The organism is Affinundibacterium macrobrachii (assembly GCF_014652415.1).
Lineage (GTDB): Bacteria > Pseudomonadota > Gammaproteobacteria > Burkholderiales > Burkholderiaceae_D > Undibacterium > Undibacterium macrobrachii.
Genome location: NZ_BMYT01000001.1, coordinates 542709 through 557563, shown reverse-complemented (window position 1 = coordinate 557563; position 14855 = coordinate 542709). Strand labels below are relative to the sequence as shown.

The window sequence follows — 14855 nt, the reverse complement described above, 5'->3', positions numbered from 1 at the left end:
AAACGCTAGCAAATAATGGAAGCAAATAATGGAAGCAATTAAGGATTTCTTTGGCAGTTTAATGCTGCGCGAGTTGATCAAGGGCTTGGCCTTGACTGGTCGTTATATGTTTGCACGTAAAATCACGGTGCAGTTTCCTGAGGAAAAAACACCTCAGTCTCCACGTTTTCGTGGTTTGCATGCTTTGCGTCGTTATCCAAATGGTGAAGAGCGTTGTATCGCATGTAAATTGTGTGAAGCAGTGTGCCCAGCGATGGCAATCACGATTGAGTCCGATCAACGTGAGGATGGTTCACGTCGTACCACACGCTATGACATCGATTTGACTAAGTGTATCTTCTGCGGTTTTTGCGAAGAATCTTGCCCGGTTGATTCCATTGTTGAAACGCATGTATTGGAATATCACGGTGAAAAACGGGGTGACTTGTATTTCACTAAAGAGATGTTGCTGGCAGTGGGTGATCGTTACGAACCAGAGATTGCGGCAGCACGTCAAGCTGACGCCAAATACCGCTAAGACTGGAAGAGCCGAATTATGGATTTTGTTACTGCTTTATTTTATGCATTCTCAGCGATTTTGATTCTCGCTGCGACACAGGTGATTACTGCGCGTAATCCTGTTCATGCTGCATTGTTTTTAGTGTTGTCGTTCTTTACTGCAGCGGGCATCTGGTTGTTATTGAAAGCGGAGTTTTTAGCGATTGTGTTGGTGTTGGTTTATGTTGGCGCTGTCATGGTCTTGTTTTTATTCGTCGTGATGATGTTAGATATCAATATGGATAAATTACGCGAGGGCTTTTGGGGGCGTTTGCCGTTAGCTGCAATCGTTGGCGTGATCGTAGCGCTTGAAATGTCCGCGGTATTGTTGAAGGGCTTTTTGCGTCCTGACAATTCAGTGCCAGCAGCTGCGTCTGAAATTGGCGGAACAAAAGCATTAGGTATAGAGATTTTTACGAATTACATTTTTGCGTTTGAAGTTGCGGCAGTAATTTTGTTATTGGCGATTGTTGCAGCGGTAGCCTTAACGTTGCGTCGTCGCAAAGACAGCAAGTATTTTGATCCAGCTGCGGCGGTGAAAGTGAAGCGCGCTGATCGTATTCGTATCGTCAGCATGAAGGCGGAGTCTGATCGCACAGCGACGCAAAACGATGCACAGACAAATACAGAAAAAACAGGTGCATAAATGACTTTGACATTAACTCACTTTTTGATTTTAGGCGCGATTTTATTTGCGATTTCAGTAGTTGGTATTTTCATGAATCGCAAGAACATCATCGTTTTATTGATGGCAATAGAATTGATGTTGTTATCAGTGAACATGAATTTCGTAGCGTTCTCTCACTATCTTGGGGATGCTGCGGGGCAGATATTTGTGTTTTTCATTTTGACGGTAGCCGCTGCTGAATCAGCGATAGGATTAGCGATTCTGGTTGTTTTATTCCGTAATTTGGACACAATCAATGTTGACGACTTGGGAAGCTTGAAAGGCTAATAGCTAGTATTTTTAGCGGATAATTTTTTTAGTCGGCGACAAGTAAGACAATTCTAGAATTTAAAAGAATCAAGATAACAAAGGGTCATTATGGCGGGGCAACTTAACCCACATTTATTGCTGGCAGTACCATTAGCACCATTAGCTGGTGCGGCAATAGCAGGTCTGTTAGGCACCAAATTTTTTGGAAATCTGGTTGGACGCAAGGTGTCGCATTCTGCGACGATTCTTGGGGTCTTGATCGCTTTTATTTTGTCTTGTATGACTTTATCCGAAGTTTTGGATGGAGCAAGATACAACGCGACTTTATATCACTGGATGACAGTGGGTAGTTTGAAGTTGGAAGTTGGTTTTTTAGTCGATAGTTTGACAGCGATGATGATGTGCGTGGTCACATTCGTGTCGCTGATGGTGCATATCTACACTGTTGGTTACATGGCGGAAGATGAAGGCTATAACCGCTTCTTTGCTTATATCTCCTTGTTCACATTCTCGATGTTGATGCTCGTCATGAGCAATAACTTCTTGCAGCTTTTCTTCGGTTGGGAAGCGGTTGGCTTGGTATCTTATTTGTTGATCGGTTTTTGGTATACCAAGCCGACGGCAATTTATGCCAACATGAAAGCATTTTTGGTCAATCGCGTTGGTGATTTTGGCTTCATTTTAGGTATTGGTTTGTTGGTTGCTTACACTGGTTCGATGGATTATGCCGAAGTGTTCGCAAAGAAAGAGCAGCTCGCTCCCTTGATGTTGCCTGGCACGGATTGGATGTTAATTACTGTTGCATGTATTTGCTTGTTCATTGGTGCGATGGGTAAATCTGCACAATTTCCTTTGCATGTTTGGTTGCCAGATTCGATGGAAGGTCCAACACCGATCTCTGCATTGATTCATGCTGCAACGATGGTGACCGCAGGTATTTTCATGGTCGCTCGCATGTCTCCTTTGTTTGAGATGTCCGACACAGCCTTGAGTTTTATCATGGTTATCGGTTCTATCACCGCATTGTTCATGGGCTTCCTTGGCATTATTCAGAATGATATTAAACGTGTCGTCGCGTACTCAACATTATCTCAATTGGGATATATGACCATTGCTTTGGGCGCTTCGGCTTACTCTGTCGCCGTGTTCCATCTGATGACGCACGCTTTCTTCAAAGCCTTATTGTTCTTGGCAGCTGGTTCCGTCATCATAGGTATGCACCATGATCAAGATATTCGTAACATGGGTGGCCTGCGTAAATACATGAAGATCACTTGGATCACATCTTTGCTAGGTTCTTTAGCTTTGATTGGTACGCCATTCTTCTCTGGTTTCTATTCAAAAGATTCGATTATTGAAGCAGTGATGTTGTCACATCTGCCTGGCTCTGGTTTCGCTAAATTCGCGGTATTGGCTGGTGTGTTCGTGACCGCGTTTTACTCTTTCCGTATGTATTTCTTGGTGTTCCATGGCAAAGAAAACTTCGGACATGCACATGCTGCACATGGACACGACGACCACCATGATGATCATCATCATGGCTTGGCACCAGGACAAAAACCACATGAATCGCCTGCTGTAGTTTGGGTTCCACTCGTGTTGTTAGCGTTCCCATCTGTATTGATTGGTTTGTACGTGATCGAACCTATGCTATATGGTGATTTCTTTAAAGATGTGATCTTTGTTGATTCACATGCACATCATGCGATGAGTGAGTTAAAGCAAGAGTTCCATGGCTGGCAAGCGATGGCTGTGCACTCTTTACAAACTGCGCCATTGTGGTTGGCGGTAGCTGGCGTTGCTTTGTCTTATTACTTCTACATGGTGAAACCATTGATCCCTACCATGATTAAGCAGAAGTTCAGTGCAGTATTTGCTTTGCTTGATAATAAATACTACATGGACAAATTTAACGAAGTCGTATTTGCTGGTGGTGCGCGCTTATTGGGCGGTGGCTTGTGGAATGTGGGCGACAAAGGTTTGATTGATGGTTTAGTCGTAAATGGTAGTGCGAAATTAGTTGGCTTGTTCTCCAAATTAATTCGCTTGTTCCAGACTGGATTCATTTATCACTATGCGCTGGTAATGATTTTGGGTGTATTAGGCTTCTTGATTTATTTCATGCATTTTGCGCCTACACCGTTTGCTAAATAAGTGACCATAATAAGATAATCATGATGCTGTCAAACTCTCCATTATTAAGCCTGTCGATTTGGTTACCTATCGCATTTGGCGTTTTCGTATTAGCTTTTGGTCGTGATAAGAACCCATCATTGGTTCGTCTGATTGCCTTAGTTGGTTCGCTAATTAGCTTTGCTGTCACAATTCCTGTGATTCAAGGATTTGATAACGCTGCGCATGGTATGCAGTTTGTTGAACAATTCAATTGGATCGAACGATTTAATGCTTTCTATGCGCTCGGTGTCGATGGCATCTCAATGTGGCTAGTGCCTTTGACCGCATTTATTACGGTTATCGTCGTTATTGCGGCATGGGAAGTGATCGAGAAAAATGTGGCTCAATACATGGGCGCGTTCTTGATTCTGTCTGGTCTCATGATTGGTGTTTTCTGCGCGACAGACGGATTGTTGTTTTATGTCTTCTTCGAAGCGACATTGATTCCGATGTACATCATCGTAGGTATTTGGGGCGGACCGAATCGTGTTTATGCTGCATTCAAATTTTTCTTATACACCTTGCTCGGCTCTTTGTTGACTCTGGTAGCAATCATTTATCTCTACTTCAAGTCAAATCAATCTTTCGATATCTTGACTTGGCATCAATTGCCATTGAGTTTGCATGAGCAAATTCTGTTATTTATTGCATTCTTAATGGCTTTCGCCGTGAAAGTTCCGATGTGGCCAGTGCACACATGGTTGCCTGATGCTCACGTCGAGGCACCAACTGGTGGTTCTGTGGTTTTGGCAGCGATTATGTTGAAGCTTGGTGCTTATGGCTTCTTGCGTTTCTCTTTACCAATTGCGCCAGATGCAAGCCACTATTTATCTGGCATGATGATTACGCTGTCTTTGATTGCCGTCATCTATATTGGCCTAGTAGCACTGGTGCAGAAGGACATGAAAAAACTGGTTGCGTACTCATCAATTGCCCACATGGGTTTCGTGACACTTGGCTTCTTCATGTTTAATGAATTAGCAGTGCAGGGCGCGATTGTACAAATGATTTCGCATGGCTTTATTTCTGCTGCGATGTTCTTGTGTATTGGCGTTTTGTATGATCGCGTACATTCACGTGAAATCGCTGACTACGGTGGAGTGGTCAATACCATGCCTAAGTTTGCCGCTTTATTCGTTTTATTCTCGATGGCGAATTGCGGTCTTCCAGCTACTTCTGGTTTCGTTGGCGAATTTATGGTCATCATTGGCGCTGTTAAATTTAACTTCTGGATTGGTTTATTAGCTGCGACAGCTTTAATTTTCGGTGCAGCCTATTCCTTGTGGATGGTTAAACGTGTGGTGTTTGGTGCGATTACGCATGACCATGTAGCTAAATTAAGCGACTTAAATAGCCGTGAGTTCTTTATGTTGGGTGTGTTAGCAATCGCTGTGATTGCTATGGGACTCTATCCAGCGCCATTTACCGATGCTATGCAAGTATCCGTGGCCGATTTGTTGAAGCATGTTGCAACTTCGAAAATTGCTCCATAATCGTCATTAGAAATTAGAAATCAATAATATGAACATGATTCCAACATCACTGTATCCTGAGATATTTTTACTGCTATCGATTTGTGCGATCTTGTTGATCGATATGTTTCTGGCTGACGATAAGCGCAATGTGACGTATGCGTTGAGCCTGATTGCTTTGGGCGTATGCGGTGTGCTAACGATGAACGCAACGACATCTAGTCCGGTTTATCTCAGCAATAATATGTTTGTCTCTGATGCAATGTCTAACTTGCTAAAGATGTTTAGTTACATTGCGGTAGGCGTCACTTTGATTTATGGTCGCCAATATGCAAGCGACCGCGGAATGACTAATGGCTTGCTTGGCGGTGAATTTTACGTGCTAGCTTTATTCGCATTGCTGGGCCAGATGGTCATGATTTCAGGTAATAATCTTTTGATTATTTATCTTGGTTTAGAGTTGATGTCCCTAGCATTATATGCCTTGGTTGCATTGCGTCGTGACCATACGGTTTCTACTGAGGCGGCGATGAAGTATTTTGTATTGGGTGCTTTAGCTTCTGGTTTCTTGTTGTACGGAATCTCTATGCTCTACGGTGCGACTGGTACATTGAACTTGAATGAAATGTCTGTCATTGCCGCTTCCGCCACCGCAAACAAACCAATTTTGGTGTTTGGTATCGTATTTTTGGTAGCAGGTTTAGCTTTTAAATTAGGCGTTGTGCCGTTCCATATGTGGGTGCCTGACGTTTATCAAGGTTCGCCTACGGTCGTAACCCTGTTATTAGGTGGTGCTCCTAAATTAGCAGCATTTGCAATTACTTATCGCTTGTTGGTGGAAGGCTTGTTCCCACAAGTAGTCGACTGGCAGCAAATGTTGATGGTCCTCGCTGTATTATCTATGGCAATTGGTAATATTACTGCGATTGCTCAAACCAATTTGAAGCGTATGTTGGCTTACTCAACGATTTCTCAAATGGGTTTTATGCTGCTCGGTTTCTTATCTGGTGTTTCAAACGGCAACATTAGTTTAGCTGGAGAAGCTTACAGTGCGTCGATGTTTTATGCGATCACCTATGTGATGACAACTTTGGGTACGTTCGGCATTATTTTGTTGTTGTCACGTGCTGGTTTTGAGGCAGAAAATATCGCTGACCTCAAAGGTCTAAATAAGCGCAATAAGTGGTTCGCTTTCATTATGTTGTTGCTGATGTTCTCGTTGGCGGGTATTCCTCCGTTGATGGGTTTCTACGCTAAATTGTCGGTCTTAAGTTCAGTCGTTGCAGCGGGTCAGATTTGGTTAGCAGTGGTTGCTGTCTTGTTCTCTTTGATCGGTGCTTTCTACTACTTACGTGTGGTTAAGGTGATGTACTTTGATGAGCCTGTTGATACTTCTCCTATCGTTGCCCACATGGACTTGAAGATCGTCTTAAGTGCGAATGGTTTAGCAGTGCTGATTTTGGGTATCATGCCAGGCTCATTATTGCAAAGCTGTATTAACGCAATTAAGAGCACTTTGGCTTCTTAAATTGGTTGACTATTCCTTTAGACGAGAAGTGCTTTGAATACATCACTATCAAGTTCGCTTGTGATTGTCGTGGCACTTCTTGCCGCTAGCTTGCCATTCTTTACAGAGCGTGTTTTTGGCTTAATACAATTGAATAGCAAGAAAAGTGTATGGCTGCGATTGTTAGAATTGCTTGTGCTTTATTTTGTCGTCGGTGCACTTGGATTTCTACTTGAATCGAATGCAGGTAATCGCTTTCCACAAGGATGGGAGTTTTATGCGATTACCGCTTGTCTTTTCATTGTCTTTGCTTTCCCTGGTTTTGTTTATCGCTATTTACGAAAAAGCGCAGATTAAGGTTTGGAATCGCCATGCGCATACTTGATCTAGAACCTGATCAAAATCCTCAATTAGCAGAAACCAAAATTGATAGTCGGTCAGTCTATCAAGGTAGCTTTTTACAAGTAGAAAAAGATACCGTTAAACTGCCTGACGGCAAATTAGTCACCAGAGAATACATCAAGCATCCTGGTGCTGTCGTGATTCTTCCCTTATTTGATGATGGCTCGGTCTTGATGGAGCGTCAGTTTCGTTATCCTCTGAATCAAGTCTTCATTGAATTTCCAGCTGGGAAGATTGACCCAAACGAGGATTCACTCGTCTGCGCTAAACGTGAACTTAAAGAGGAAACTGGCTATACCGCTAGTGAATGGCAGTTTGTTTGCACAATTCATAACGCAATTGCTTATGCTGATGAGCACTTAGATATTTATCTCGCGCGTGGTTTAGTCGCAGGTGATGCAAAGCTCGATGAAGAAGAGTTTTTGGAGACCTTTACGGTGCCACTTTCTGAATTGTTGGACTGGGTCAAAGCAGGAAAAGTCACGGATGTAAAAACGGTGATTGGTGCGTTTTGGTTAGATAAGCTGGTAAACCAAGAATGGAATTTATAAAAAAAAACCGCTGAAAACAGCGGTTTTTTTATGTTCCGAAATGGATCTGTTGATGGATCTATTCAATTACGGATCTTACTGTTGACCAATTACATACTTGGGTAGTTCGGCCCGCCACCACCTTCAGGTGTCACCCATACGATATTCTGTGTCGGGTCTTTAATGTCGCAAGTTTTACAGTGCACACAGTTTTGTGCATTGATTTGCAAGCGATCGTTGCCTTCATCTGTTTTCACAAATTCATATACACCTGCTGGGCAGTAACGGCTTTCTGGACCTGCATATTTTGCTAAATTAACGTTGACCGGCACGCTAGCATCTTTCAATGTCAGATGGATAGGCTGATCTTCAGCGTGGTTGGTGTTAGAGATGAATACAGAAGACAAGCGATCAAAAGTTAACTTACCGTCTGGCTTAGGATAGTTAATCGGTGTGAACTCAGAAGCAGGGCGCAGACAGGCATGGTCTGGTGTCGAATGGCGCAAAGTCCAGGGCGCTTTACCTCGCAATAACACTTGATCTAGCCATACCAAAGGTGAACCGTAAGCACCTTTTTTCAATAAATTTTTGACGTTACGCGCGACATGTAATTCTTCATGCAACCAAGAGGCTTCAAATGCGCTTGTGTAAGCGATCAACTCGTCATGCTGTCGATTGGCACCCAGTGCTTCAAATGCCGCGGTCGCTGCGAGCATACCTGTTTTGATTGCAGCATGACTTCCTTTAATTCGGCTCATGTTTAAGAAGCCTGCATCACAGCCAATTAAGGCGCCACCCGGAAAAGTTAGTTTGGGCAGTGATTGTAGTCCACCAGCGGTGATCGCACGTGCGCCATAGGAAATACGTTTGGCACCTTCAAAGAAGCCACGAATCGTAGGATGAGTCTTAAACCGTTGAAATTCTTCAAACGGCGAAATGTATGGGTTCTCGTAAGCTAGACCGACCACATAACCGACGGCTACTTGATTGTTCTCTAAGTGGTAAAGGAATGAGCCAGCATAGTCACTCATCATTGGCCAGCCAGTCGTGTGAACCACTAGGCCTTCTTGATGTTTGGATGGATCAATCTCCCATAATTCCTTAATGCCGATACCGTAAGATTGAGGGTCTTTCCCTTTATCAAGTTCATACTTGGCGATCATCTGTTTGCCAAGATGTCCACGTGCACCTTCTGCAAATAGTGTGTACTTCGCATGCAATTCCATTCCGATTTGGAAGGATGATGAAGCTTCACCTTCGCGATTGACACCCATATTGCCGGTGGCAACCCCTTTTACCGAGCCATCTTCATTGAATAGCACTTCTGCTGCGGTGAAGCCAGGGAATACTTCTACACCAAGCGCTTCTGCTTGCTGTGCAAGCCATCGGGTGACGTTACCAAGCGAGACGATGTAATTGCCTTCGTTATGAAAACATTTTGGAACCAACCAATTTGGCGTTTTAAATGCGCTATTTTCAGTTAGAACATAAATACGATCTTCGGTAACAGGTGTATTTAACGGCGCTCCTAATTCTTTCCAATCGGGGAATAACTCGGCAAGTGCAATCGGATCCATAATTGCGCCAGACAAGATATGTGCGCCAGGTTCGCCACCTTTTTCTAGCACTACTACTGACACTTCTTTTCCGCTTTCCGACGCCAATTGTTTGAGCTTAATTGCAGCAGACAAGCCAGCAGGGCCACCGCCGACAATGACGACGTCATATTCCATCGCATCACGCGGTCCGTATTCTTCTAGTAATTTTTGTGAAGTAGTCATCATAGTAAGGACTTTCTAATTTGAATGCTGTAGCTAGCTAAAGTTGATGCACGATCTTATTGGCACTTACGTAAATGTGCAAGGTGATCGACTAGTGGTGGATTTCTAATGCGGTATTGCTGTTGTAATTTGAATTCGCACTCGAATTCGAATTATCCCAGATTTTCATTCTAAACCTTAACTAAGTGCATCGAGAAAATGCTGAATTTCTATTCAAAGACTAGTCTTTTTCAATAAAAAATTGATTTCAGTAGATTAACGATTCAGTAATTGCCCATCGCAATGTTGATTGCGAGTATGATTTCAAGGAAATCGCTGGGTAACGAAATTCTTATTCAATTAAATTGTTATTTGGCGCAAGCGGAATTTATATTGATAATTTGTTGGAGATCGAAATGGGTATAGAAGTCAATTTTGAAGGTAAGGTCGCTCTTGTTACTGGCGCATCTAGTGGATTGGGGGCGCGCTTTGCCAAAGTGTTGGCGATGGCTGGTGCTCAGGTTGTGCTGGCATCACGTCGAGTAGATCGTTTAAAAGAACTGCGCGCCGAAATCGAGGCGGATGGTGGTGCTGCACATGTAGTGACGCTAGATGTGACAGATTATGCGAGCATTAAATCGGCAATTGCGCATGCGGAAACAGAGGCTGGGCCGATTGATATTCTGATTAATAATTCCGGAGTTTCGACTCAGCAAAAATTAGTGGATGTCACACCAGAAGATTATGCGTTCGTGATGGATACAAATCAGCGCGGCTCCTTTTTTGTGGCACAGGAAACTGCTAAACGAATGATTGCACGCTATAAAGGCGATCACAAAAAACAGCACCGTATCATCAATATTGCATCTGTTGCTGGATTGCGCGTGATCCCACAATTAGGTATTTACTGCATGAGTAAAGCAGCTGTGGTGCAGATGACTAAAGCGATGGCAGTGGAGTGGGGTAAATTCGGAATTAATGTAAATGCGATCTGCCCAGGTTACATTGAAACAGAAATTAACGAAGAACATTTTAGAACAGAACAAGGGAAAAAACTCATCGATATGTTGCCCCGAAAGCGAGTGGGTACACCAGAAGATTTAGATGGATTGTTACTTTTGTTAGCTGCGGAAGAGTCTCGGTTCATTAACGGATCTATCGTTTCTGCGGATGACGGCCTTAGTGCGTCGTAGTACGACTTAGTCATTCATTAGTGGTGTTTTAAATAAAAAGGCGCAAAGAAATTCTTTGCGCTTTTTTGATGGTAATTTAATTAAATTTAATCGAATACTGGAGATTCAACTCCCAAAATCTTATGCAATTTTGGTGATGTTGTTGTGTACTGCATGTGGATTTTTTTCTCAGGGAAAATATACGGTGCAGCACCAAAAGCAGCGAGTGCGGCTTCATGGAAGCCAGATAAAATCAATTTTTTCTTACCTGGGTAAGTATTGATGTCGCCGACCGCAAAAATACCAGGTACATTGGTTTCAAATTTTTCCGTGTCCATCACTTTTAATTGCTTACGCTCGATTTCTAAACCCCAATCAGCGATAGGGCCGAGTTTCGGTGATAAACCGAAGAACACCAATAAATCATCGAGTGGCAAGCGACGTGTAACACCATCTGCACCAGTTACTTTGATTTCAGCTAATTTATCATCTTTGGTCTCGATGCCGGTCACTTGGCCGATGATCAATTGCATTTCATAGTTGTCGCACATTTCTTTCATTTTGGCGACTGAGGCAGGAGCTGCACGGAAATCTTCACGACGGTGCAACAAAATCACAGACTCTGCTTTGCCAGCTAACGCTAAAGCCCAATCGAGTGCGGAGTCGCCGCCACCACAAATTACCAAGTTACGACCTTCGAAACGGCTAGGATCTTTGACGCGATAGAATACCTGCGAGCCTTCAAATGCTTCAATGCCGTCTACTTTTAAGGTGCGCGGTTGGAATGAACCAACACCAGCTGCGATGAAGATCGTTTTGGTGATGAACTTTGTACCTAAGGATGTTTCCAAGTCAAAACGACCATCAGCACGGCGTTGCACTAAAGTGACTTCTTGATTTAAATGGAAAGTTGGTTCAAACGGTTCGATTTGTTTGAGCAAATTATCGGTTAATTCTTGACCAGTACAAACTGGAACGGCAGGAATATCGTAGATAGGTTTGTCTGGATATAACTCAACACATTGTCCGCCAACGACTGGCAATGAGTCGATGACGTGTGCTTTGATTTCAAGTAAGCCAAGTTCAAAGACTTGAAACAAGCCAACTGGACCTGCGCCAACGATGACTGCATCGGCTTCGATCACATTGCTTGGAGTAGATACTGCTGGATTTGATGTATTGTCCATACGACTTTAATATTCTTTAGAAAAATGAAGCAAACTGATTTCACTAAATCAGTTCACTAATTACGCAATTATCAAATAATCGCGTGATTACGATTATCGTTCGAGATATTGCAATTTATCTTTCACATCTTTCCACTCATCTGCATCTGATAAGGGAGCGGTAGTTTTTGTGATAGATGGCCAGCTGCGAACCAAATCAGCATTGATTTTGATGAATTGCATCTGGTCTTGCGGCACATCTTCTTCAGCATAGATCGCATTGACTGGGCACTCGGCCACGCAGACTGCGCAATCGATACATTCATCAGGATCAATAACGAGGAAATTTGGACCTGCGCGGAAGCAGTCCACTGGGCAAACATCAACGCAGTCAGTATAACGGCAACGGATGCAGGATTCGGTCACAACGTGGGTCATAACAGGCCTATCAATAAAGAAATCGGGGGATGAAGCGCTACTAGAAAATTGAGGTAGCTGCAAAGCCTTGTATTTTAAGGCAAATCGTTCTAACTCACAATTGCGGCTTAGATAAAATTAGCATAAGTAAATGTGATATCTGGCAATCGATTCTGCGCCGTAAGATCTTAAATTCTTCAAAGTGAGGCTTTGGTGTAACTGGTTTACTGTGCCGTATAATCAGTTTCTCCTTTTAAATTCTGCCTTTTTACTACAAAAGACTATGAAAACTTCCTTGCCAAAGTTGCTTGTCGCACGTGCGATGTTTCCCGATGTGCTCGCGCAATTGAGTAATTTCTTTGAGCTTGAGCTAAATCAAGAGGATAGAATTTTTTCGCCTATTGAACTGGCAGAAAGCTTGCAAGGGAAATTTGGCATGATTTGTACTTCAAGTGCAAAAGTCGATCAAGACTTATTGACTAAGTTATCTGGCGTAAAAATAATCTCTACTATTGCGGTTGGTTACGATAATTTTGATTTGCGAGCATGTACGCGGCATGGGGTGATGGCTACTAATTCACCTGATGTGTTGAATGAAACCACTGCTGATTTTGCATGGTCGCTGATGATGGCAACTGCGAGACGCGTCACCGAAGCTGAGCATTTCTTACGAGCCGGTCTGTGGACGAAATGGAGTGTGGATTTTTTTGTGGGAGCAGATTTGCACGGATCATGTTTGGGAATTTTGGGCATGGGTCGTATAGGGCAGGCAATTGCGCGTCGTGCCAGCGGTTTTGGTATGGAGGTGATTTATCACAATCGTAGTCAACTTAGTGAAGAGAAAGAGTTGGCGGCACATCACGCGCGCTATGTCGATAAACAGACACTATTGCGACAGGCCGATCATTTGATATTGGCGTTGCCGTATTCGCCCGAAGTACATCATATTATTGGTGCTACCGAACTTGCTCAAATGAAGCCAAGCGCGACCTTAATTAATATTGCGCGCGGAGGGATCGTCGACGATGCTGCTTTAATTCAAGCGCTGCGTAACGGTCAAATTGCGGGTGCAGGATTAGATGTCTTTGAAAATGAACCGCGATTTCACCCTGATTTTTTAGGGTTAAGGAATGTGGTGTTGACTCCGCATATTGCGAGCGCATCTGAGCGAACTCGTAGAGCAATGGTGAATAGGGCAGTCAAAAACATGATTTCGGCAGTACGTGGCGAGGTGCCACCAGATTTACTCAATCCCGAGGTGTTGGAAATCTAATCCTTTTTGAATCCTTTGAAGTTTCCATTTAGATCTGCTTTCGGGGTGAATTAACAGGTACAAAGATTGTTGGTTTGTACCTGTTTACAGATGCCGATTTACCGAAAAATGAGGAGCTTTTTTGCCAAGAATTGTTGGTAAATTAGTCTTTTAGCGATTCGATTAAATCAATATATTGCTGCATTGCTGCTTCATTGGAAGTACCTTTTAATTCTGCCCAAGCGTCAAATTTTGCACGTGCGACAAAGTCAGTCATACCTGGGCGATCACCGCTAGCGTCACCGGAACTAGCTTGCTTGAATAGCGCATAAATTTTCAATAAAGTCATATTGTCAGGACGTTCCGGTAAGTTTTTGGAATCGGCCTGAGCTTGATTAAATTGTTCGACGAGGCTCATAAAGATCTCCTGATGCTGAAAAGGGATAAAAACGCTGAGAAGTATTCATTGAGAAGCATTGATGCGATCATTTGTTGCTCGATCCTGTGTTGCTTCCAGAGCCAAGCTTAACAGTATTGTTATTGCCTTCCTATAGAAGAATCCCTCAAACTGGATTTTGATTTGTTGTTTAGAAAGTTGGGGCGCATAAAAAACGCCAGATTATTCTGGCGTTTTAAGAAAGTAGCTAAGTCAATGCAGTCTGGGCCTAGCGAAAATTAATGTATGGTTGGCTCTGCACCGCAACAAACTTTAAATTTTTTCCCGCTGCCACAAGGGCAAGGATCATTTCTCCCAACTTTTGGCGTATCACGTTTTACGGTAGTTACGCCAGACTTACGTATTGGTGCCCAAAAGCGTCGAATTTCTCCTATCGAGGCTTCTAGTTTTAAGGCTAAGTGATGACATTTTTCAGCTGTATCAACTAGTTTAGTCTCTTCTTCTTTAATTTCTTCTGCGCCGAGCAGGTAGATGGGTTCGAGCAGCGGTGCAATTGTTGGAGATTCCCATGCGGCTTCCCAAGCTTCTGCGCGTAATTGCATACCTTCCCAAAATCCCCAAGCCCAAGTTTCGCCATCAATCAATTCTTTGCCGTTTTCTTCCATCACGCAAAATAATGGTTCGAATTCTTGTGGCGCGACTTCAAAAGTAATTTGAATTTCGTTCATAAAACGCGCTATCAAATTGGTGATGCGCTGCATTTCTTTGGCGTTTTTGAATTTGGGCTCGCCTTGGTCTGGAAGACCCCATACGTGCGGTAACCATTCCGTCATTGCGATTGCCTCAGGTCCAAGCGCGATTGCAGTAAGGTAGCCATGCAGGGCATCCATGGTCATGCCATCATCGCCGACAGCGTCTGACATTAAAAATTTGTCGAGTTCGTTAAACTCTTTGTCACTTAGTGGTTCATCTAGATGCATGATACTTGCTCGTTTCCAGGTGGTTTTTTTTTGATCTTATCGTTGCGTTATTTACGTATTGACTTACGCATTGATTTAATTGCAGAAGTGTAGCGCTTTGTTTCTATTTCGTGGTGATAAAGCACGTACAATGCGTGTTATGCGCCCAAAT

The 14855-nt window shown here is 43.3% G+C and carries 15 protein-coding genes; 10 read left to right on the top strand and 5 right to left on the bottom strand.

The annotated features are described in order from the left end of the window. The first annotated feature begins 28 nt into the window (after window positions 1–28). The 8 genes from nuoI to IE103_RS02625 all read left to right on the top strand — a co-directional run bounded on the left by nuoI (window position 29) and on the right by IE103_RS02625 (window position 7581). Window positions 29–517 (top strand): NADH-quinone oxidoreductase subunit NuoI, encoded by a 489-nt coding sequence (gene nuoI / locus IE103_RS02660; protein ID WP_186889854.1) that lies wholly within the window; start codon window positions 29–31, stop codon window positions 515–517. Between the two features lie 18 nt (window positions 518–535). Continuing rightward, entirely contained in the window at window positions 536–1183 is a 648-nt protein-coding gene (locus IE103_RS02655) for an NADH-quinone oxidoreductase subunit J (RefSeq protein WP_189344447.1), read from the top strand. Then, the gene (nuoK, locus tag IE103_RS02650) at window positions 1184–1492 is read left to right on the top strand and encodes an NADH-quinone oxidoreductase subunit NuoK (RefSeq protein WP_189344446.1); all 309 of its coding nucleotides are present in this window, start codon (window positions 1184–1186) and stop codon (window positions 1490–1492) included. Between the two features lie 90 nt (window positions 1493–1582). Next, window positions 1583–3628, top strand: a complete 2046-nt coding sequence (gene nuoL, locus IE103_RS02645) for an NADH-quinone oxidoreductase subunit L (protein WP_189344445.1) — start codon at window positions 1583–1585, stop codon at window positions 3626–3628. A gap of 20 nt (window positions 3629–3648) precedes the next feature. Further along, window positions 3649–5142 (top strand): NADH-quinone oxidoreductase subunit M, encoded by a 1494-nt coding sequence (locus IE103_RS02640; RefSeq protein ID WP_189344444.1) that lies wholly within the window; start codon window positions 3649–3651, stop codon window positions 5140–5142. Between the two features lie 28 nt (window positions 5143–5170). Next, window positions 5171–6649 carry an NADH-quinone oxidoreductase subunit NuoN gene (gene nuoN, locus IE103_RS02635; protein WP_373295219.1) on the top strand — a complete coding sequence of 493 codons (1479 nt, stop codon included), beginning with the start codon at window positions 5171–5173 and terminating at the stop codon, window positions 6647–6649. A 33-nt stretch (window positions 6650–6682) separates the two neighbouring features. After that, window positions 6683–6985 carry a DUF2818 family protein gene (locus tag IE103_RS02630; protein ID WP_189344443.1) on the top strand — a complete coding sequence of 101 codons (303 nt, stop codon included), beginning with the start codon at window positions 6683–6685 and terminating at the stop codon, window positions 6983–6985. Window positions 6986–6999: 14 nt separating this feature from the next. Beyond that, window positions 7000–7581, top strand: a complete 582-nt coding sequence (locus IE103_RS02625; RefSeq protein ID WP_189344442.1) for an NUDIX domain-containing protein — start codon at window positions 7000–7002, stop codon at window positions 7579–7581. Between the two features lie 89 nt (window positions 7582–7670). Here IE103_RS02625 and IE103_RS02620 read toward each other — a convergent pair whose 3' ends face one another. Next, window positions 7671–9341, bottom strand: a complete 1671-nt coding sequence (locus IE103_RS02620; RefSeq protein WP_189345068.1) for an electron transfer flavoprotein-ubiquinone oxidoreductase — start codon at window positions 9339–9341, stop codon at window positions 7671–7673. A gap of 395 nt (window positions 9342–9736) precedes the next feature. Between IE103_RS02620 and IE103_RS02615 the strand changes: the two genes are divergently transcribed. Continuing rightward, a complete protein-coding gene (locus IE103_RS02615; RefSeq protein ID WP_189344441.1) occupies window positions 9737–10513 on the top strand; it encodes an SDR family oxidoreductase in 777 nt (258 codons plus the stop codon). Window positions 10514–10599: 86 nt separating this feature from the next. Here the strand turns inward: IE103_RS02615 and IE103_RS02610 are convergent, their stop codons facing one another. Together IE103_RS02610 and fdxA are read right to left on the bottom strand one after the other, a co-directional pair. Continuing rightward, the gene (locus tag IE103_RS02610; protein WP_189344440.1) at window positions 10600–11679 is read right to left on the bottom strand and encodes an NAD(P)/FAD-dependent oxidoreductase; all 1080 of its coding nucleotides are present in this window, start codon (window positions 11677–11679) and stop codon (window positions 10600–10602) included. Window positions 11680–11772: 93 nt separating this feature from the next. Further along, entirely contained in the window at window positions 11773–12096 is a 324-nt protein-coding gene (gene fdxA, locus IE103_RS02605) for a ferredoxin FdxA (protein ID WP_189344439.1), read from the bottom strand. 262 nt (window positions 12097–12358) lie between these two features. Here fdxA and IE103_RS02600 point away from each other — a divergent pair, with 262 nt between their 5' ends. Continuing rightward, complete coding sequence (locus tag IE103_RS02600) at window positions 12359–13348, top strand: 2-hydroxyacid dehydrogenase (RefSeq protein ID WP_189344438.1); 990 nt, start codon at window positions 12359–12361, stop codon at window positions 13346–13348. A gap of 142 nt (window positions 13349–13490) precedes the next feature. Here the strand turns inward: IE103_RS02600 and IE103_RS02595 are convergent, their stop codons facing one another. Beyond that, window positions 13491–13745: an acyl-CoA-binding protein gene (locus tag IE103_RS02595; protein WP_189344437.1), complete on the bottom strand. Its 255-nt coding sequence runs from the start codon at window positions 13743–13745 to the stop codon at window positions 13491–13493. A gap of 257 nt (window positions 13746–14002) precedes the next feature. Next, window positions 14003–14704: a UPF0149 family protein gene (locus tag IE103_RS02590; protein WP_189344436.1), complete on the bottom strand. Its 702-nt coding sequence runs from the start codon at window positions 14702–14704 to the stop codon at window positions 14003–14005. Window positions 14705–14855 lie beyond the last annotated feature (151 nt).

Coding starts and splice junctions, on each gene's coding strand:
- IE103_RS02625 (WP_189344442.1), top strand. CDS start 7,000: ATGCGCATACTTGATCTAGAACCTGATCAAAATCCTCAATTAGCAGAA.
- nuoK (WP_189344446.1), top strand. CDS start 1,184: ATGACTTTGACATTAACTCACTTTTTGATTTTAGGCGCGATTTTATTT.
- IE103_RS02615 (WP_189344441.1), top strand. CDS start 9,737: ATGGGTATAGAAGTCAATTTTGAAGGTAAGGTCGCTCTTGTTACTGGC.
- IE103_RS02595 (WP_189344437.1), bottom strand. CDS start 13,745: ATGAGCCTCGTCGAACAATTTAATCAAGCTCAGGCCGATTCCAAAAAC.
- IE103_RS02600 (WP_189344438.1), top strand. CDS start 12,359: ATGAAAACTTCCTTGCCAAAGTTGCTTGTCGCACGTGCGATGTTTCCC.
- fdxA (WP_189344439.1), bottom strand. CDS start 12,096: ATGACCCACGTTGTGACCGAATCCTGCATCCGTTGCCGTTATACTGAC.
- IE103_RS02640 (WP_189344444.1), top strand. CDS start 3,649: ATGATGCTGTCAAACTCTCCATTATTAAGCCTGTCGATTTGGTTACCT.
- nuoN (WP_373295219.1), top strand. CDS start 5,171: ATGAACATGATTCCAACATCACTGTATCCTGAGATATTTTTACTGCTA.
- nuoL (WP_189344445.1), top strand. CDS start 1,583: ATGGCGGGGCAACTTAACCCACATTTATTGCTGGCAGTACCATTAGCA.
- IE103_RS02610 (WP_189344440.1), bottom strand. CDS start 11,679: ATGGACAATACATCAAATCCAGCAGTATCTACTCCAAGCAATGTGATC.
- IE103_RS02620 (WP_189345068.1), bottom strand. CDS start 9,341: ATGACTACTTCACAAAAATTACTAGAAGAATACGGACCGCGTGATGCG.
- IE103_RS02655 (WP_189344447.1), top strand. CDS start 536: ATGGATTTTGTTACTGCTTTATTTTATGCATTCTCAGCGATTTTGATT.
- nuoI (WP_186889854.1), top strand. CDS start 29: ATGGAAGCAATTAAGGATTTCTTTGGCAGTTTAATGCTGCGCGAGTTG.
- IE103_RS02590 (WP_189344436.1), bottom strand. CDS start 14,704: ATGCATCTAGATGAACCACTAAGTGACAAAGAGTTTAACGAACTCGAC.